The organism is Arcicella sp. LKC2W (assembly GCF_034931005.1).
Lineage (GTDB): Bacteria > Bacteroidota > Bacteroidia > Cytophagales > Spirosomataceae > Arcicella.
In genome coordinates, this window is sequence record NZ_JAYGIN010000019.1 from 73,248 (window position 1) to 93,114 (window position 19,867).

General features: G+C 35.0%; 16 protein-coding genes. 10 read left to right on the forward strand and 6 right to left on the reverse strand.

Annotated elements, in window-relative coordinates; all coding sequences use genetic code 11:
* Positions 1-246 precede the first annotated feature (246 nt).
* Together dnaA and VB796_RS16030 are read left to right on the forward strand one after the other, a co-directional pair.
* A complete protein-coding gene (gene dnaA / locus VB796_RS16025) occupies positions 247-1,689 on the forward strand; it encodes a chromosomal replication initiator protein DnaA (RefSeq protein ID WP_323347579.1) in 1,443 nt (480 codons plus the stop codon).
* 208 nt (positions 1,690-1,897) lie between these two features.
* A complete protein-coding gene (locus tag VB796_RS16030) occupies positions 1,898-2,206 on the forward strand; it encodes a hypothetical protein (RefSeq protein WP_323347580.1) in 309 nt (102 codons plus the stop codon).
* Positions 2,207-2,304: 98 nt separating this feature from the next.
* Here the strand turns inward: VB796_RS16030 and VB796_RS16035 are convergent, their stop codons facing one another.
* Positions 2,305-3,681, reverse strand: coding sequence for an OmpA family protein (locus VB796_RS16035; RefSeq protein ID WP_323347581.1), 1,377 nt, complete (start codon positions 3,679-3,681; stop codon positions 2,305-2,307).
* A gap of 179 nt (positions 3,682-3,860) precedes the next feature.
* Here VB796_RS16035 and hisB point away from each other — a divergent pair, with 179 nt between their 5' ends.
* Entirely contained in the window at positions 3,861-4,982 is a 1,122-nt protein-coding gene (hisB, locus tag VB796_RS16040) for a bifunctional histidinol-phosphatase/imidazoleglycerol-phosphate dehydratase HisB (protein WP_323347582.1), read from the forward strand.
* A 312-nt stretch (positions 4,983-5,294) separates the two neighbouring features.
* On the opposite strand, the gene hslU is transcribed toward hisB, so the two are convergent.
* Both hslU and porQ read right to left on the reverse strand, forming a co-directional pair.
* Complete coding sequence (gene hslU / locus VB796_RS16045) at positions 5,295-6,692, reverse strand: ATP-dependent protease ATPase subunit HslU (protein ID WP_323347583.1); 1,398 nt, start codon at positions 6,690-6,692, stop codon at positions 5,295-5,297.
* A gap of 84 nt (positions 6,693-6,776) precedes the next feature.
* Positions 6,777-7,817 carry a type IX secretion system protein PorQ gene (porQ, locus tag VB796_RS16050; protein ID WP_323347584.1) on the reverse strand — a complete coding sequence of 347 codons (1,041 nt, stop codon included), beginning with the start codon at positions 7,815-7,817 and terminating at the stop codon, positions 6,777-6,779.
* 321 nt (positions 7,818-8,138) lie between these two features.
* On the opposite strand from porQ, the gene VB796_RS16055 reads away from it, so the two are divergent.
* Both VB796_RS16055 and ggt read left to right on the forward strand, forming a co-directional pair.
* Positions 8,139-9,665, forward strand: coding sequence for a hypothetical protein (locus VB796_RS16055; protein WP_323347585.1), 1,527 nt, complete (start codon positions 8,139-8,141; stop codon positions 9,663-9,665).
* An 85-nt stretch (positions 9,666-9,750) separates the two neighbouring features.
* Positions 9,751-11,559 (forward strand): gamma-glutamyltransferase, encoded by a 1,809-nt coding sequence (ggt, locus tag VB796_RS16060; RefSeq protein ID WP_323347586.1) that lies wholly within the window; start codon positions 9,751-9,753, stop codon positions 11,557-11,559.
* A 139-nt stretch (positions 11,560-11,698) separates the two neighbouring features.
* Here the strand turns inward: ggt and VB796_RS16065 are convergent, their stop codons facing one another.
* Both VB796_RS16065 and VB796_RS16070 read right to left on the reverse strand, forming a co-directional pair.
* A complete protein-coding gene (locus VB796_RS16065; protein WP_323347587.1) occupies positions 11,699-12,205 on the reverse strand; it encodes a GNAT family N-acetyltransferase in 507 nt (168 codons plus the stop codon).
* A 35-nt stretch (positions 12,206-12,240) separates the two neighbouring features.
* Positions 12,241-13,443, reverse strand: a complete 1,203-nt coding sequence (locus tag VB796_RS16070) for a hypothetical protein (protein ID WP_323347588.1) — start codon at positions 13,441-13,443, stop codon at positions 12,241-12,243.
* A gap of 355 nt (positions 13,444-13,798) precedes the next feature.
* Between VB796_RS16070 and VB796_RS16075 the strand changes: the two genes are divergently transcribed.
* Positions 13,799-14,392: a hypothetical protein gene (locus tag VB796_RS16075; protein WP_323347589.1), complete on the forward strand. Its 594-nt coding sequence runs from the start codon at positions 13,799-13,801 to the stop codon at positions 14,390-14,392.
* A 113-nt stretch (positions 14,393-14,505) separates the two neighbouring features.
* Here the strand turns inward: VB796_RS16075 and VB796_RS16080 are convergent, their stop codons facing one another.
* On the reverse strand, positions 14,506-15,855 hold the full coding sequence (locus tag VB796_RS16080) for a POT family MFS transporter (RefSeq protein ID WP_323347590.1): 1,350 nt from the start codon (positions 15,853-15,855) through the stop codon (positions 14,506-14,508).
* 370 nt (positions 15,856-16,225) lie between these two features.
* Between VB796_RS16080 and VB796_RS16085 the strand changes: the two genes are divergently transcribed.
* From VB796_RS16085 to dapB, 4 genes are all read left to right on the forward strand, one after another.
* Positions 16,226-17,005: a ParA family protein gene (locus tag VB796_RS16085; protein ID WP_109741116.1), complete on the forward strand. Its 780-nt coding sequence runs from the start codon at positions 16,226-16,228 to the stop codon at positions 17,003-17,005.
* A 122-nt stretch (positions 17,006-17,127) separates the two neighbouring features.
* Positions 17,128-18,069 (forward strand): ParB/RepB/Spo0J family partition protein, encoded by a 942-nt coding sequence (locus tag VB796_RS16090; RefSeq protein WP_323347591.1) that lies wholly within the window; start codon positions 17,128-17,130, stop codon positions 18,067-18,069.
* 153 nt (positions 18,070-18,222) lie between these two features.
* A complete protein-coding gene (locus VB796_RS16095; RefSeq protein WP_323347592.1) occupies positions 18,223-18,846 on the forward strand; it encodes a DUF5683 domain-containing protein in 624 nt (207 codons plus the stop codon).
* Between the two features lie 175 nt (positions 18,847-19,021).
* Positions 19,022-19,741, forward strand: coding sequence for a 4-hydroxy-tetrahydrodipicolinate reductase (gene dapB / locus VB796_RS16100; RefSeq protein WP_323347593.1), 720 nt, complete (start codon positions 19,022-19,024; stop codon positions 19,739-19,741).
* The last annotated feature ends 126 nt before the right edge of the window (positions 19,742-19,867 follow it).

Below are 19,867 nucleotides of genomic sequence, written 5' to 3' on the forward strand. Positions count from 1 at the left end.
CCCCTAAAGTTACTATTTACGTCCTTACTGTTGTATTATTCTAAGAAGTATTATTAAAGTTGTATTTCAACTTTCTAATTTTGGAAAAAAATGAAAAATTTTGGTTCATCACGACCAAAAAAAGTGCTATTTTTGTCCTCTATTGGAAAGTAAATATTTGTATTTTTCACCTTAAGTCGCCAATTAATTGAAAATCAGATATTTGAACCACTTGCTTGTCCAGTGCCGCCATTTTTAGAAAATACCATGTACCCTACTTACCAACCAGATGCAAGACAAATCTGGATTAAATGTCTTGAAGTTATACATAAAGAGATAAACGAGCAAAGTTATAAAACTTGGTTCGAACCCATCGTACCCTTAAAAGTCACGAACCAAACACTCTCGATTCAAGTGCCAAGCCAATTCTTTTATGAGTGGCTTGAGGAAAACTATATCCATGTATTACGTAAGGCGATAGACTATGCGATGGGTAGAAATGGTATGTTGGAATATTCAATAATTGTGGATAAAGGCGATAAAAAAAATCCACCAATTGCTTATAATGTTCCCAATCAAAAACCGACTGTTCCTGTTCAAGCTCAGAAAAGACCAGAACCAACGGTTTATGAAAGCCCATTCCAATTAAAAGATTTAGATTCTTTAGATTTAGATTCATATTTAAACCCACATTATACTTTTGATAATTTCGTCGAAGGAGATTGTAACCGTTTGGGTCGCTCGGCAGGTTTAGCCGTTGCTCAACGTCCAGGAGTTACGTCTTTCAATCCTTTGATGATTTATGGTAGTGTTGGGCTTGGGAAAACGCACTTGATTCAGGCAATAGGAAATTATATTAAAAACACGCACGCTAACAAGTTTGTGTTGTATGTAACTTCTGAAAAATTCTGTAATCAATTTATTAATGCCATCAAAAACAACACGCTTCAAGCATTTACCAATTTTTATATGCAAGTAGATGTTTTGATTATTGATGATGTTCAGTTTTTGGCAGGAAAAGAGAAAACGCAAGAATCTTTTTTCCATATTTTTAATCACTTGCACCAATCAGGAAAGCAAATTATTATGTCGTCCGACAGACCCCCAAGAGAGTTAGCTGGAATGCAAGACCGATTGCTTTCAAGATTTAAGTGGGGATTGACAGCCGACGTACAACAGCCTGATTTTGAGACCCGTATTGCTATTATTCAGAAAAAATTACAAGCCGACGGAATCTATATTGAAGATAAAGTTATCGAATATTTAGCTCATAGCATTGATACAAATGTGCGTGAAATGGAGGGTGTAATTGTATCCTTGATGGCTCATGCTTCGTTGAACAGAAAGGAAATAGATATGGAGTTGGCCCGTACTACGCTGAAGAATATTGTTGTAGATAATGAAAAAGAAGTAACAGTTGATACAATTTTAGATGCTGTTACGCATCATTTTGAAGTAAATATGAGCGACTTGAAAAGTAAAAGTCGCAAAAAAGAGACTGTTTTTCCAAGACAAGTTGCCATGTATTTAATGAAAGAATTTACAAACTTGCCATTAAAATCAATTGGTTATCATTTTGGAGGACGTGACCACAGTACCGTAATCCATGCAGTGCAAACCATCAGCGATATGCTTGAGACGGATAAAGATGTTGAAAAAACAATGCAGAAATTATATAAATATTTTAACAGAGTACGTGTTAAAGCATAATAATTTGGTAATCCGTCAAAGCCTCCGATTTTTTACTGACCTGATTTTATAGATTTGTTCAGTTTTGGTTTTCATAAATTACTTTTTAATAATTCTGAACTATAATCTTTGCTTTCCCGTAAGGTTGTTTCATTTTTTTGATTCAATCTTACGGATTTTTTTTATCTTAGCAATAATAATAAACCTTCAACTTAATAATTGCCGTTCTATGAAACAAATTATTAGTGTGTTCATCATTGCCTTATTTATAGGATTGCCGAAATCGAATGCCAATAATATTAAAATCATCGACCCAATTCAACAATTGCAAATCGATGAACTCGGATGGATGGTTGATAATCCAAAAGGAAAATTAAAAATACGTTTTGTACGTAATGAGGATAAATCTGGAGATTCTACTAATAAGCCCAAAGGTTTTTTTGGGAAACTCAAAAATGTAGTAAATATGCTTTTGGATGCTTCTGATAATCCTCCTTTTAGAGTAGAAATTGTCAGAGAAAAAGAGAAGAAAAATTAAAGAGAAAGGTCTATTTGTCGTAAGAAATCTTCCAGAGATATTACGCAAATAGACCTTTCTCTTTTGTAACAGGTTTGAAACCTGTGGTAACCAACAGACTATTTCTTAACAACCTTCATTTCAATTCTGCGGTTTTTAGCTTTTCCTTCTTCTGTTGCATTTGAAGCAATAGGGTTTGAAGCACCTTTACCCGCAAAGTCAATTCTTAAATCTTGAACGCCATTCGCAACTAATAAATTCTTTACGGCAAATGCACGCTTAAAAGACAATTTACGGTTTTGTAAAGAATCTCCAGTATTATCAGTATAACCAGTCAATTTCACTTGTACACGTGGATAAGCAGTCATGATTTTGGCTAAATCTTGTACAGTTTTCTCAGAACCAGCGACTAAAGTGTTGGTGTTTGATTCAAAATTAAGATTATCAAAAGTGAATGACTGATTTGCTTTGGCACTACTATCTGTCAAATATTTGGCAAATTTATAATTGAAAGAACCTTCTGCTAAATCAATTTTTTGTCCATTTGGTAAACCAATACCAATGGCGGTTGTTGTAGGCACAGTAACGGCAGCAGCACTCGAATCAACTTTAACTGCAGCTGAATCTTTCGTCAAATTTGTTGTGTCGATGGTGGCATTTGTTACCTGTTCCAGTTGAGCAGAGTCAGGTTCAACATTAGAAGAAGTCAAGCTACTCCAATCGTAAGTTGCTGCAAAATATCCAACTCCACCCAAAACAGCGGCAATTAAAACAGTTGGAAGTAACCATTTCGGGATTGACATTCCACTACCACCTTCGCCTTCGTAATCTTTGTTTGAATACGTTACTTCTCTGTGTTCAGTGGGCTTACTTACTGGTGGTGCTGGTACTCCATTTGCTTTTATGCCACCTGGAGCAAATTGTACAGGTTTAATTTCTTCACTCAAAAAAGTGCTTAAACCTAATACATCAATCATTTTAGTTTGTAGATTCTCTGGTGTTTCGTCCAATAGAATACTTCTCTGGTCTAATAAAGTATTGGCTAAGCCCGCTTTGTCTAAGTTTTGAGTGCTAACCATTTTACCCAATTTGCCCACAACAATAGGAGCAACAATTGATAAAAGTGAAGTTGCCGAAGAGTTTCTTACACCTGCAAACTGAGAAATCATCGTAGCGATTGAACTCTTTTTATCAGGTAAAAGCATACTTACTAATCCATTTCCTTTTTCTACAATTTGAGCAAAACTATCTTTATTGTTAACTAAATTTCCAATTTGCTCAATAATACTTCCATCATGGTTTCCTTTCTTCACTACATTCATGAGCGTAGTTGCACCTGCTTCGTTTGAAGCTCGCTTCATTAATCCACCAACAAATGTTGGAATCAACCCCTCAATTGCTGTCTTAACTTTATCTTCTTTCTCTCCAAGTAGATTGGCGGCCTTGTTTGCAACGTCACCTAATAATAGTTCTTTTAACTCTCCAAATAAGTTCATACTCAATTTTTTAAATTCTTAATCATTATTCAAAATTACAATCAATTCTATAAAATCCACTCAATTTTGTTAGTCTATCTTAAAGCAATCCTTTAAAATTTTAATAAAAACGTTTTTATCTACGCTTGAAGCACTAATTTTGTAGTCCATTTCTGCTCAAAAGCAGCTAAGATTATTTTATGAAAAAAATATTATTTATTGACCGTGACGGTACAATTATCATTGAACCTCCCATTGATTTTCAAGTTGATTCACTCGAAAAATTAGCATTTCTTCCTAAAGCCATTTCTAATCTTAGAAAAATTGCAGAAGAATCTGATTACGAATTGGTGATGGTGACAAATCAAGATGGTTTAGGAACTGAATCTTTTCCTGAAGATACCTTTTGGTTACCACAAAATAAAATGATGGAAATTCTCGAAGGAGAAAATATTCATTTTTCCGCAATTCACATTGACCGTACTTTTGAACATGAAAACGCCCCAACTCGTAAACCAAGAACGGGAATGTTGGATAAATATTTTGATGAATCAGAATATGATTTAAAAAATTCTTTTGTGTTGGGTGACCGACTAACTGATGTTCAATTAGCGATTAATCTTGGTGCGAAAGCTATTTATTTGGGAGAAAATCCTTTTGAAAATACTGCCCAAGAAACGGCAACTGCTTTATCGTCAAAAGATTGGGATGAAATTTATGAATTCTTGCGTTTGCCTGAGCGAAAAGCGTCGGTTGAAAGAATCACAAAGGAAACTAAAATTTGGATTGACTTAAATCTTGATGGAAAAGGAAAAGCAAATATCGAAACAGGATTGGGCTTTTTTGACCACATGCTTGACCAATTAGCCAAACACTCAGGAGCCGATTTGACGGTAAAAGTTGAGGGAGATTTACACATCGACGAACACCATACCATTGAAGATACTGCTTTAGCTTTGGGTGAGGCGTATTTGAAAGCCTTAGGCGATAAAAAGGGAATTACTCGTTATGGCTTTTATTTATTACCGATGGATGAAGCTTTGGTTCATGCAGCGATTGATTTTTCGGGAAGAAATTGGATGGTTTGGGATGCTAAATTTTCTCGTGAAAAAATTGGAGAAATGCCAACCGAAATGTTCTTTCACTTCTTTAAATCATTTACGGATACCGCAAAATGTAACCTAAATATTAAAGCAGAAGCGGATAATGAACACCATAAAATTGAAGCGATTTTCAAAGCATTTGCCAAAGCTATTAAAATGGCAACGAAGCGTGAAATCAAAGATTTAGACATTTTACCTTCAACAAAGGGCGTTTTGTAGGTTTTATTGAAAGAATTTGAAGGATAATGAATTTTTAATCTTCATTTTTTTAATCTTTATTTATCTATGATTTATCTTTGTCATATTATTACTTTAGAAAATTTCACAATCAAAAACATAAAATCATGACTGATACAGTTTTCGGAACATACCTTGCTTGGGCTTTTTATATTGCATTATTTGCTGCGGCAGGTGTTGTAGGTGTTAAATTACAACAAATCTATAACGAGAGAGGTAAGTAGTATTTATCAGTAAACAGTTATCAGTAAACAGTATTAATTACAATGACTGTTTACTGATAACTGTTACTGTTTAAAGAATATACTGGCTCAAATCTCTATTCTTCACCATTCCTCCAAGTCTTTCCACTACCAATTCCTTCGTGATTTCTACCTGTGTATTAGGTTTTATCACATCTGGAATATCAAACATGATGTCGTTTAATAAATGTGACATAACTGTTTGTAAACGTCTTGCTCCGATATTCTCAACTTCTGCATTCACGGCAAAAGCTATACGTGCAATTTCTGCTAAGGCTTCATCAGCAAATGACAACTCGACTCCTTCAGCACTCAGGAGGGCTTCGTATTGTCTGGTTAAAGCACTTTTAGGTTCTTTCAAAATTCTATAAAAATCTTCTTCTTTCAAACTTTGAAGTTCCACTCTGATTGGAAAACGACCTTGTAATTCTGGGATTAAATCACTCGGTTTAGATACATGAAAAGCACCTGCGGCAATAAACAAAACGTGGTCAGTATTGATAACGCCATATTTTGTATTCACGCTTGAGCCTTCCACGATTGGTAATAAATCACGTTGAACGCCTTCACGGCTTACGTCTGCTCCTCCGCCATTTCCACTTCGAGCATTAGCAATTTTGTCGATTTCGTCAATAAAAATAATCCCTAAGTTTTCAGCTTTTCTGATGGCTTCTTCCTTTACTTCGTCCATATCAATCAATTTGGCAGATTCTTCTTCCAAAAGAATTTTACGAGCATCAGCAATGGTAATTTTACGTTTTTTCTCCCGTTTTGGTAACATTCCGCCAATCATTTCTTGAATATTCATCATTGACATTTCGTCGATTGGTCCACCCATAACGCCGATGTTTGGGGAATTTGATGAACGAACTTCTATGTCAATTTTACGATTTTCGAGTTCTCCTCTGCGTAATTTTTCTCTGAATAATTCACGAGTTTTATGATTCAACTCTTCGTCAGACTCTATTACTTCAGATTGATTTTCGGATTTATCACCTTTCTTTTTCTTACCCGTTTTTCCCATCGCAGGAACAAGAGCTTCTACGATGATTTCTTCCACAATCTCTAAAGCCTTTTCTTTAACGGCTTCTTTTTTTGTGGATTGAACCAAATGGACGGATGACTCTACTAAATCACGCACCATTGATTCTACGTCACGACCCACATATCCAACTTCTGTAAATTTTGAAGCTTCTACTTTGGTGAATGGAGCGTCTGCTAATTTGGCTAAACGACGTGCAATTTCGGTTTTACCGACACCCGTTGAACCAATCATAAGGATATTGTTGGGCGTAATTTCTTTTTGCATTTCCGCAGGAGCATTCATACGTCTCCAACGATTACGAAGTGCAATCGCTACATTTTTCTTGGCATCATTTTGCCCGATGATGTATTTGTCAAGTTCAGCAACAATCTGCTTAGGAGTTAAAGAATCTAAATTTATGGTCATGTTTGTTTACAGCTTTGCGAGTAGCTGTTAGCATTTTAAAATGTATAAATGTTGTCACAAAATTGACAAAGAATGAAAGCAAAATTACTGTATAAATTTTCCTAAATCACAAACTAAACCAAAACTATTGAGATTTCCTGCGGTGTTATATCCTGAGTATGAATAAGAAAAATTAATCTTCTTGGTTTTGAATAAAAAACCTACCGAAAAACCCGAAAACCCACTCAGGTTTTGTTGGCTAAGTTCTTTGCTACGGAGATGATTATAGCCTACCAGTATATTAAAGTTTTTACTGAATAATAATTCTGCTCCAAATATTAAATGTCTTGCCATATTATCCAAAACATTTACATTGGTTTCAATGATATTTCCACTCAAATCCTTTTTCACGATTGATTTATCCAAATACGTTATGTCATATTTGTACAGATGATGTGCCGTGAGCGAAAAACGAACAGGCATATATTGAGGTTTGAAGGATATGCCCATTTGTACGTCAAGCGGTAAGTCTGGATTATCGAAAGGGCTGAAGTCCTTTAGACGAATTCCGATGTTTTTAACGGTCAAAGCATACGAGAAATCTTTATTGGGATGTTTGAAAATACCACCAAAATCTAATAAAAGTGCCGAAGCAGAATAACTTTCAATCACTGAACCAACGTATTTTAGATTTCCTCCAAAAGTAATATTACCCTGCTTACGAGCGTGTGAAAGTGTGATAGCAAAATCATTCGCTGAAAATTTACCTAAAATATTTCCAGAAGCATCTGTTTGCTGAAAATCTCCATAGCCAACATACTGAATTCCCAAACCAAAAGTTTGTTTTTGAATTTTAGAAACGTAGGCAACTGATGAATATTTGATGCTTGAAAAATAAGGTAAATAGTTGATTGCTAAAAGATTATTTTGAGAAGAATCTAAAAGAGCTGGATTCTGTAAAAAACCATTTGGGTCATTATTAGCTTTTGAAATATTGATGCCTCCTAAGCCAGAGGTAACTGGGTTTGATGGAATGTTTAAGAATGTAAAACTATTATTTCTGCCAATTTGAGCCTTTAATTGAAAGGCTATTAGTAAAAAAATATGTATAAATAATACTTTGAACGCAATTTTCACGGGTGACATACGGATAATTTCTACGAATATAATTAATACTCAGCATTTCGTAAGAAGAAAAATAAAATTGGGTAATTTTGTTAAAATTTTAACGTAAACGAATGATTATTTAGTGCCAAATATTGATTTTTTAAGAGTATTTATTTACTTGTACAGTTGCCATTCTTTTAATTCACCGTGATTTGTAAATAGTTGATTGACTGTAATCTGCCTTTTATACTAACGTTAATCGTTTTATTGAACGCTACTCTGTCTCTTGCTGGTCTTATTACTTCGATTATCTGACAAACTATTTTGTTCTTTTTCCAATTATCAATAAAATTATTTTACATGAAATTTATTATGCTTGCCCTACAAGTATCAAGGTTCTATTGCCTTTTTAAAAACACTTCTTTAGCTGGGAAATATTGGTTATTAAGTCTGTTGATATGCTTCTTCTCTTTTTCTGGCATTGCTCAAATATCGGTAGTTTTTCCTGTTTCGAGGGCTGTAATTCAGCGGAATAATGCGAATCAGGCAAGTTTGAATATCGTTGGTCGGATAAATGTCGCTGCTGATAGAATAGAAGCACGCTTAGTGCCAAGACCCGAACAGGCAAGAGTTGATACCATTTTAGCTACAAACTGGCAAATCGTTCAAGAAAATCCTACTAATCTATTTTCAGGTTCAATTGCAGTAAAAGGTGGTTGGTATAATTTAGAAATCAAAGCTATTAAAAACGGAATCATTGTTGGTAGTCCGACGGTGGTTGAACGAGTTGGCATTGGAGAGGTATTTACTTTTGTTGGTCATTCCAATGCTCAAGGTGGAGCGTATGGACAAACTGGACCTGATGCCACAGACGACCGTGTGAGTTGTATTGCCGTTGGACAAGAACCAAGTTGCAATGGCTCATTTCCTTTTTATCAGCCCGCTACCAGTTCGGATTCCCTTTGGTGTAAATATTTGCAAACGGCTGACGCTCAATATTTACCAGTTCTCAAATTTTCTAAAGTTTCTATTGCTTCTGGAATTGCTCCATTTAGTAGTCGCCCTTGGTTTTGGAGTATTGTTGGTGATTCTTTAACGCATAAACTCAATGTTCCTATTATGTTATATGGGGCGGCTTTTGGTGGAACAAAAAGTGAGCATTGGTTTAAATCTGCCAAAGGAATACCTTTTGAGCATGGTTTTATTAAATCGAGTATTGGAATGCCCTATATTAATTTAAAAAATATTTTACAATTATATGTTCCGTTGACAGGTATTCGGGCGGTTTTATGTCTGCATGGAGTCAATGAACGCAATGATTTGCAGACGACTATTCAGGCTTGGATGGAAGGTTATATTGAACAAAGTAGAACTGATGCCAAGATTCCCAATTTAGCTTGGATGATTGCTTTAGATTCATATTTACTTGACCACGGACAAAATCCTGCCCCTTATCCTATTAGAGATGCTCCTCGTAATGCACAAGCTTCTGTTCGGGTTCAATCCAATAATTTTGCAGGCCCAGACCTCGATGTTATTAGTGATAATGGAAACGGAATTGGAGGAAGCGAGCGTCCAGATGGACTACATTTTGGAAATCAGGGCTTAGTTTCTGCTGCTAATCTTTGGATAAATGCCATTAATGTGCAGTCATTTTTAGGAGTTTCAAGCCCAAAATTATCTCAAAGTTTCCATATTCAGAGTTCTCAATCAGGTAATTGGGAGAAAGCGAATAGCTGGGATTGTAATTGTTTTCCTCAAAATTATCATAGCATGACAATAAATGCAGGAGATTCGATTCAGGTGGATGCCATTAAAGTAAAACCTATAAATTTTATTTTAAAGGGTACTTTAAACTTTACTAATCAAGGTGTTTTGAGCTTTTAGCTATTTTGAGAATAGAAAACAGACCCGTGACTAATTTTGTACAGAACTAATTATTTTCGTATCTTCAAAATAAAAACTTCATCGAATGAAAATACAAATATCAAAGAAAACTTTATTTTCTGTGGTTGGTACTTGCTTGGTTTTAGTTTCATGCAAAACAACTCAACCTACTTCTCAAACAAATACTTCCCCAAAAATTAACGAAAATCTCGGTTTTTATCAGTTTTCTAACGAAGACCCAGATGCTTCGCCTTTTGTTGCCTCCAAAGCCTCAGTTTATGGTAAAAACGGTATGGTTGCGGCTACTCACCCTGTTGCTTCGCAAGTAGGTGTAGATATTTTGAAAATGGGCGGAAATGCCATTGATGCAGCCATTGCCACACAATTTGCCTTAGCAGTTGTTCATCCAGCCGCAGGAAATATTGGCGGAGGAGGTTTCTTGGTTTATCGTGATAAAAAAGGGAAATCTTACACCTTAGATTATCGTGAAAAAGCTCCAGAAAATGCTAATCGTGATATGTATTTGGATGAAAAAGGCGATGTAAAAGCTGGACAACCAAGTTGGTACGGACACACGGCAAGTGGTACACCTGGAGCAGTTGACGGATTGGAGCAAGCTCATAAACGTTTTGGCAAATTAACATGGCAACAAATTTTACAACCAGCTGTAGATTTAGCTGAAAATGGCGTAATACTAACCATGCGTGAAGCCAGAGGATTGAATAGAACTAAGCCAGATTTTATCAAATATAATCCTACTAAAAAATACTTCATGAAAGCTGATACAACAGACTGGAAAGAAGGAGAATTGCTGATTCAGAAGGATTTAGCGAAAGCACTTCGCCGAATTCAAGAACAAGGAAGAAAAGGATTTTATGAAGGAGAAACGGCTCAATTGTTATTAGCAGAAATGAAACGTGGAGGAGGAATTATCACCCAAAAAGATTTAGATAATTATAAAGCTACTTGGCGTGAACCGATTGTTGAGAGTTATAAAAATATGAAAATTATTTCAATGCCACCGCCGTCGAGTGGAGGGATTGCTTTGGCTCAATTACTGAAATATGTTGAACCTTATCCATTGCAACGTTGGGGTTGGCATACAGATTCTACTACGCAAGTCATGATTGAAGCAGAACGCCGTGTTTTTGCAGACCGTGCCACTTGGTTGGGTGACCCAGATTTTGTGAAAGTTCCACAAAAGGAATTATTGGAAGATAGTTATTTGAAAAAACGTTGGGAGGATTTTCAATTTGAACAAGCAACGGATAGTAAAAAAGTGAAAGCGGGTACAATTTCGGGTTATGAAAGTGTAGAAACTACGCACTCATCTTTTGTCGATAAAGAAGGAAATGCAGTTTCTATCACAACAACTTTAAATAATTCTTACGGAAGTAAAGTGGTTGTAGAGGGTGCAGGTTTTTTAATGAATGACGAAATGGATGATTTTTCTATCAAACCAGGTGTACCCAATTCTTATGGTTTGATTGGAAACGAAGCAAATGCCATTGCTCCGAACAAAAGAATGTTATCATCAATGACTCCAACCATTGTTGAGCAAAACGGAAAGTTGAAAATGGTTTTGGGAACTCCAGGCGGTTCAACCATTATTACATCGGTTTTTCAAGTATTTTTGAATGTGGCCGAACACGGAATGACGATGCAACAAGCTGTTGATGCTTTGCGTTTTCACCACCAATGGTTGCCAGACCGTACTACTTTTGAAGAAGGAGGATTTACTGAACAAACGCTAAAAAGAATGCGAGATAGAGGTTATAAGATTGATTTTCAGAAAAATACGATTGGTAGAATGGATTGTATTTTGGTTTTGCCAGACGGTAGTTATGAAGGTGGGGCTGATGTCCGTGCGGATGATACTGCGGTGGGGTATTGAGAGTTAATGGTTTATGAGTTAATGGTTTATGAGTTAAGGGTTTATGGGTTTAGGGTTTATGAGTTAATGGGTGAGTTGAATCACCCTTAACCCTTAACCCTTAACCCTTAACCCTTAACCCTTAACCCTTAACCTTTCCTTAAACTCTTTTCTCCAAAACAATAAACTCTAATGCTTGCTTCGGAATACCAAAATTTGGGTCATCCATCGGGAAGGGTTTGGTTTCTCCAGTTCTAACATATCCATGTCTTTCGTACCAAGCAATTAATTCTGCTCGGATTGAAATAACTGTCATGACGATTTTTGATTTTTCTATTTCTTTGGCATAAACTTCTGCTGCTGCTAAAAACTTCTTTCCGATACCTTTTCCCTGTAAATCAGGCGAAACTGTCAACATTCCAAGATAAATGGCATCGCCTTGTTCCACAAACATCACACAACCAAGTATTTCTTCGTTTTCGGTATATTTAAAAATGGTCGTATCAGGTTTATTAATTGTTTCAGAAATTCCTTCTTCGTGGGTTCTGATTCCTCCTAATAAATCAGCTTCGGTTGTCCAACCTTTTTTTGAAGATTCGCCTCTGTACGCCGAATTGACTAATTTATTTAATGCAGGAACATCCTCTAATTGAGCTTTACAAATCATATTATTGGTAGGTTTTGTTTGTGGGGAAATAAATTTTAACGAATTAATTTTTTAAATTCCTCCGTTGGTTTTATGTAATTGAAATTACCCCAAAAGTTTTCTTCATACTTTTTACCACCATTCGGGAAATTTGTATCCTCTAAAATTTCATTATCCTTTATCGTCATTCCCATCCGTGTATTGGCTTCAGTTGCTGAAAATGATAAATTGAGCGAAGCAGGAATTTTAATTTTATTCTGCGTAATTTCTGCTTCTATTTTAAAGGTTGATTGGTGTAAATAGTAGTTGTTTAAGGCTGCATGATAGGATTGTACAATTTTAAAAGATTTTACTTTTGCATCTCTATTGCCACCAAACGACGAACCACCCATAATATCTTTCAGACCTTCAGCCGTAAATTCGTATTCGTACCCTAAGATGCCCATTGTGAGCGTATCAATCTGTATTTTTCCGATTTTACCACCTTTTACTTTTTTGTCAATTGGAGCAAACGAAATATTAAATACGGGCATTCCATCATATTCTTCGAGTTCCGACTCTATCTGGAATTTATAATTTTTCAAGTTTTGTTTCTCTAAAAAATCAGGAATTTTAGTTTCGATAGTTCGAGTTACTAAATCTGCTCCGTTACTAAATTCTAAATTTCCCCATTCTTCCTTTCTCTCATTTTTTTCATAACTTCTGCCTTTCAAAAGTTTGGAAACTTCGCCTAAATTACCTTTTTCTGGAAATGGGTATTTTTCAGTTCTCAAAATGCCTTCCGCAATTTTTACATAGGTTGAATCCCAAAATAAGCTTTCTTGATAAAATCCATACATAAAATAAGGATTGACATTATAGTTTTTCTCTAATCTATTAATGGCATAATCAATTGTTTTTCGACCATCAATGGATTCAATCGTTCTTTTATTCACAGCTTGTAATTCAAAAACTAAGGAATCTTTTTTGTCTTTAAATTCTAATAAACTCTTCCGAATATCTTTAAAATTGATTTTAGTAATCGTTAAACTTCCTGTTGCTTGTAATAGAATTGGATATTTCAAGATAAACTCGCCTGCTTCGTTTGTGATGACCCCAATACTGGACGTACTTGCCCCTTTGGCAGGAATACCCACATATACACCCGCAAGTGGTTGCTTAGAGTTATCGTCGATGATTTTCCCAGTAATAGAGGTAAAACTTTGAGAAAATAAAGGAATACCCCAAATTAAAAAAATAAAAAGAAAGAGCTTTTTCACGATGTGTTCAGATTTATAAATGATGGTTAGGATTTTGATAGTTTAATTCGCAAGAATGAAAGTTATTAGACTAACATCAATTTGCCTGTTTTTAAAGCAAAATTAACGATAAAACCACATCCAACCCTTTTTTTAAGACTAAAACAATACTTTTTGAATAATAACAAAGAATTTTCTTTGCAATTTCAGTTACTATTCAAATATTTACGGTCACAAGTTGTGAAAATTGTATTTGTTGCTTTAAAAATGAAAGTTTTAGGAGAAAAATAAATCTTCAACCTAATTTAAAATGATAAACAGCGTACAGTTTTATGGCTTTTTCCAATTTACATAATTATTAAATTTACCAGAAATCATGAAAAAAATCGTTGCATTAGCCATTTTACTTTGTGGCTTATTTGTTGTAAGCCCTTCAGTGAAGGCACAAGATGACACTAAAGCGAAAAAAGAAAAGAAAGAGAAAAAAGAAAAGAAAGCTGATAAAAAAGACGACTCAGATAAAGCTGCTAAGGATGCAGACAAAGCCGCAAAAAAAGCCGAAAAAGATGCTAAGAAAAAAGCAAAAGATGAAGCGAAAGTAGAAAAAGAAGTTAAAGCTGATAAAAAAGAGAAAAAAGAAAAGAAAGCTGACGAGCCTAAAGCTGAGAAAAAAGAGAAAAAATCTAAAGAAGAAAAAGACGCTGAAAAAGCTGAGAAAAAAGAAAAGAAAGAAAAAGTAGAGAAGGTAGAAAAAGTAGATTCAAAGAAAGTAGCTGATAAAAACCCAACGGTAAAGCCAGAACCTAAAACGGTTAAGAAAGCTGATAAAGCAACAGAGAAAGCATCTGCTGGAGACGATAAAATTACGGGTAAAGATGATAAAGGTCGTACCATCTACGAAGGTCCACGTGGAGGTCGTTATTACATCAACTCAAATGGTAACAAAACTTATATCAAGAAAGATAATTAGTAGTTAGTTATTGGTAACTCGTTATTAGTTTATCAGTGATTTAACATAAAAAAAGGTAGTCAAATCAATTTGACTACCTTTTTTTATGAGTTACAATTACCAATCACTGATAACTAATCTTCTCCTACGTATCTTTTTTCCTTAATGAATTTTGAAACTAAGACAAATATGACCGCCTCAATAAACATCAATTTTACGAAAAACCAATAATAACTTGCTCCCGTATATTGTGCGAAATAACCACCATTTGAGATACTTTCATTCATTAAAGCCACTAAATAATTGCCCAATGAAACGGTTAATAAACCAATAGCAGCCATTGTACTTTTCATGTATTTAGGTGAGTTCGTGTAGGCATATTCCAAGCACGTAACCCAAACTAAAATCTCTCCCCAAGCTAATATTAGATAGGCGAATATTTGCTTCCAAATTGAAGGATGTCCACCTGCATCAATTGCTTCTTGTACTTGAGCAATGATGATAAAAGAAGCTCCTGTTAAAAATAATCCAACGCCAATTTTTCTGAGTGGAGTAGGAATAATTCTTATTTTTTCAAGGAAAGGATAAATAACGTAAGTAAAAATAGGCAAGAAACTTACCAAGAAAACAGGATTCGCTAATTGAACTTGGCTTGGTAATGCAGTAACGCCACCCCATAATTCAAGGTCTAAATGACTCGCTTGTAGCACCCATTCTGAAAGATTTTGGTCCCATAATGCCCAAAACAACGGAATAAACATAAATACTACTAATACACGACCAGCTGCGGCAAGACCATCTTTTATTTTGGCTAAGTCAAAATTTACTCCTGATGGAGGCACAATGATATATTTTTTTCTACCCAACCAAAATATTAAAGTTGCCAAAGCCATTAATATTCCTGGAATACCAAATGCTACCGATGCACCATAGTTTTTGTATAAAATTGGAATAAAGAAATTGGAAAGTACAGAGCCAGAATTGATAGCAAAATAGAACCAACCATATACTTTTGAAATCAGATGTTCATTGGTTTTATTAAATTGGTCACCCATGTTTGCTGATACACATGATTTAATACCACCAGCACCAATGGCAATTAAGGTTAGCCCGTATCCAAACCAAGTTAAATCATGGTCAAACAATGCTAAAAACAAATGTCCCACACAATAAATCACTGATACATAGAGAATAACTTTATACTTTCCGAAAAACCAGTCTGCCATAATAGCACCAATCATGGGCGTAAAATAAGCTAAAGCAACAAAAAGGTGAACTTGTTCGTTTGATTTTGCTTCAGCAACAGCCACTAAAGCAGGATTTCCTGTGGGATTAAAAAATTGAGCAACTAAAAAAATGGATAAAATTGACCTCATTCCGTAAAAGCTAAATCGCTCGGCGGCTTCATTTCCGATAATGTACGGAATGGCGGCAGGATACTTGTCGGACTTAATTACTTCTGTTTCAGTGGATGTTGATGACATATAGTTTTATGTTAAGAAAATTTAATAATATTAAAGAAAAGATTAATATTGGTATATTCTAAAATCGTGCTAATTTACATTTAATGAAGCGTTCAAACAATTCTTTCCAAGAACCAAAACTTTCTTTTATGGGCATGATTTTGGATTATTCAGAGATTATGAGCCGTTTTTTTTATTTAACATTGACTTAATCTCATTTTGTAAAAATGTGTTTTATCTCAATTTAACGTAGTTTTATTAAATCATTCCACTTGATTTTTGCAATAATTAAAGCTAAAAAGTCCATTCGTGAAACATTTTGTGGAACACATCTTTGTAAATATGGATGGAAAGACGGATATTTGAAGTCGAGAATCAGAAAAAACTTAAAATGGGTAAAATAATTGCCATAGCCAACCAAAAAGGCGGTGTAGGAAAGACCACAACTACCATTAATTTAGCGGCAAGTTTGGCTGCATTAGAGTTCAGGACGCTCATTGTAGATGCTGACCCGCAAGCCAACTCTACTTCTGGGTTAGGGTACAATCCCAAAGAAATTGAGAATTCGATTTACGAATGTATGGTTGATGGCGTTTTGGCACAGGATATTATTATTGCTACTGACCTGCCTTATTTACACATCATTCCTTCGCATATTGACTTAGTTGGAGCTGAAATCGAGATGATTAACCTGCGTGACCGTGAACAAAAAATGAAGGAATCGTTAGAGCCAATTTCTGCCAATTACGATTTTATCATCATTGACTGTTCTCCATCATTAGGTTTGATTACTATTAATGCCCTCACTGCGGCTGATTCAGTGATTATTCCAGTACAATGTGAATATTTCGCTCTTGAAGGTCTCGGTAAATTATTGAATACAGTAAAAATTATACAGTCTCGTTTGAATACAAATCTTGCTATTGAAGGTATTCTTTTGACGATGTACGACTTACGTGTTCGCCTTTCTAATCAAGTTGTAGCAGAGGTTACTGCTCACTTTCATAACATGGTTTTCAATACCATTATTCCTCGAAATATTCGTCTTTCTGAATCTCCAAGCTTTGGTGTTCCTGCTATCGCCCACGATTCTGAAAGTAAAGGAGCAATTAGTTACCTTAATCTCGCTCGTGAGGTTTTGGCAAAAAATGGATACGTTACACAAGAGTAGAGGTTAGGTGTTAGGGATTAGGGATTAGGTGTTAGGGATTTCAAGCAATAGAATTATCGCAATTGCATCTCTAACCTTTAAGCCCTAACTCCTAACCCCCAACACCTAAAAACTAAAATATAATGAGTAAAGTAGAAATTCCAACAATGAAAAAACGTGTCGGATTGGGAAGAGGCTTAGGAGCTTTACTTCAAGATTCTGACGAAGTAAATAATGTTCAACCTCGTCAACCAGTTACTCCAATGGAGCGACCTTCAAGGTTTGAACAAATCAGTTCAATGAATGAAATCTCGGTTGAGTTGATTGAAACAAACCCTTATCAACCACGTACTCACTTTGATGAAGAAGCACTTAATGAATTAGCAGATTCAATCAAAGTACAAGGAATTATTCAACCAATTACGGTTCGTCAGATTGGCCCTAATAAATTCCAATTGATTTCTGGAGAGCGTCGTTTGCAAGCATCGAAACGTGCTGGATTGACAAGAATTCCTGCCTATGTAAGAACTGCTGATGACCAACAAATGCTTGAAATGGCATTGATTGAAAACATTCAGCGTGAAAACTTAAATGCGATTGAAATTGCACTAAGTTATCAGCGTTTGATTACTGAATGTTCATTGAAGCAAGAGGAGTTGGGAGATAGAGTTGGGAAAAACAGAACAACGGTAAATAATTATATTCGCCTTCTGAAATTACCAGATGTTATTCAAGTGGCTTTAAGAGATATGAAAATCTCGATGGGACACGCCAGAGCGATTATCAATATTACTGACCGTGAACAACAGTTAGATATTTTCAAGAAAATAATTTCAGATGATTGGTCAGTACGAAAAGTGGAAGAAGCCGTTAGAGATTTAGCAGACTCTAATTTAGTAAATACCGCTAAAAAGGCAATCGGTGGAGGCATTAAGCAAGAAATAAGAAGTTTGCAATTTAGATTACAGGCTTATTTTGGTGCAAAAGTAGTGGTGAAGGCAGATGAAAAAGGTAAAGGCGAAATTAAAATACCATTTACTTCACAAGAAGAATTAGATAAAATTTTATTAGCGATTAAAGCGTAGAAGATTAAAAGGGTTAACTTTTAGTGATTAGCTTTCAAAACTAACAACTAAAATCTGACCCTTTTTTCTTGATACCAATATTAAAAAATCTTAAATCGTTTTAGTACCAAGAATATAAACGGTAATTTTGCGTTTGATTTTTAAAAAATTTAGATGAAAAAATTATTGTTTTTACTTCTTTTAGTGACTTTTTCTGCAAAAGTTTTCTCCCAAAAAAATGTCGTTGATTCCTCAAAAATCATGGCAAAAGATACTTTGGTGAAGACAATGTCAAAGAAAGATTCCTTAAAGAAGTTCTATAAAATTATCCCAAGAGTATCAACGATTCGTTCGGCAATGGTACCAGGTTGGGGACAAATTAATAATCGTCAGTATTGGAAATTGCCGTTTATTGCTGGAGCTTTTGGTGTAAATATCTTTTTTATTATTTATAATGATACACGTTATCATTATTACAAAGGAAACTTACAAAAAGCCTACGACCAACAGGCAACAGCTTCAACGATACCCGTAACTCTTTACAATCAAGATGTGTCAAGAGATTTGAACGTAAGTCAGTTGAATACCATTGTGTCGGGATATAGAAGAAATAGAGATGGCTCATACTTATTGTTAGCCGTTGTTTGGGCAGCTAATATCATTGATGCCAACGTAACGGCTCACTTGAAAACTTTTGATATGACCGATGATATTTCATTGAAAATACAACCAACCATTACGAGTCCAGATATGGCAACGCCAGTTTTTGGAGCAAAATTAACATTCGCATTCAAATAAATTTAGTTAAGAGTAAAGAGTAAAGGGTAAAGAGTAAAGAGTAAAGAGTAATGGGGTATGAGTTATGAATTTGCGGAGTGATTTTCCGATAAATTTTACGACTTACCACTTATAACTCATAACTCATAACTTATAATTCATAACTCATAATTCATAACTACTACCTAAAAAAAACATGAATATAGTATTACTTGGTTACGGCAAAATGGGTAAAGTTATTGAAAAAATTGCTCAGAGCCGATGTCATAACATTATTGCCCGTATCGATGTAGATAATCGTCAAGAATTTGAAAACCTTTCTGCTTCTGAGGTAGATGCAGTAATTGAATTCAGTCATCCTTCTTCTGCTTACCAAAATGTTAAAACTTGCATTGAAAAAGGGATTCCTGTAGTTTGTGGGACGACAGGTTGGCTTGATAAAAAGCCTGAATTAGAAGCACTTACTCATGAAAAAGGGAGTGCATTTTTTTGGTCATCAAATTATTCTATCGGTGTTAATTTATTCTTTGAATTAAATAAAACGTTGGCTCGTTTGATGTCACCTCAAAAACAATATACCGTTTCTACTACGGAAATACATCATACTGAAAAGAAAGATGCTCCATCTGGAACGGCAATAACCATTGCGGAGGGAATTATTGAAAATTTAGAAGGAAAAGATAAATGGACTAATAACGAGCTTTCTAAAGATAATGAAGTAGCTATTTGGTCTGCAAGAGAAGGGAAAGTTCCAGGAACACATATTGTAAAATACATTTCAGAAATTGACCAAATTGAAATCGCTCATATCGCTCACGGGCGTGAAGGTTTTGCTTTGGGGGCAGTTATTGCCGCAGAATGGATTGTAGGCAAAAAAGGTGTATTTGGCATGAAAGAATTGTTGAGTATTGTCTAAACTATCATTTTTAGGATTAAAAGATTGAAGGATAATTTCAACAAAAGAAATATCCTTCAAATCTTTATTTTTTCAAATCATAGTTCAAATAATTTGTAATTCTTTCTATCAAATTGCGACTAAACA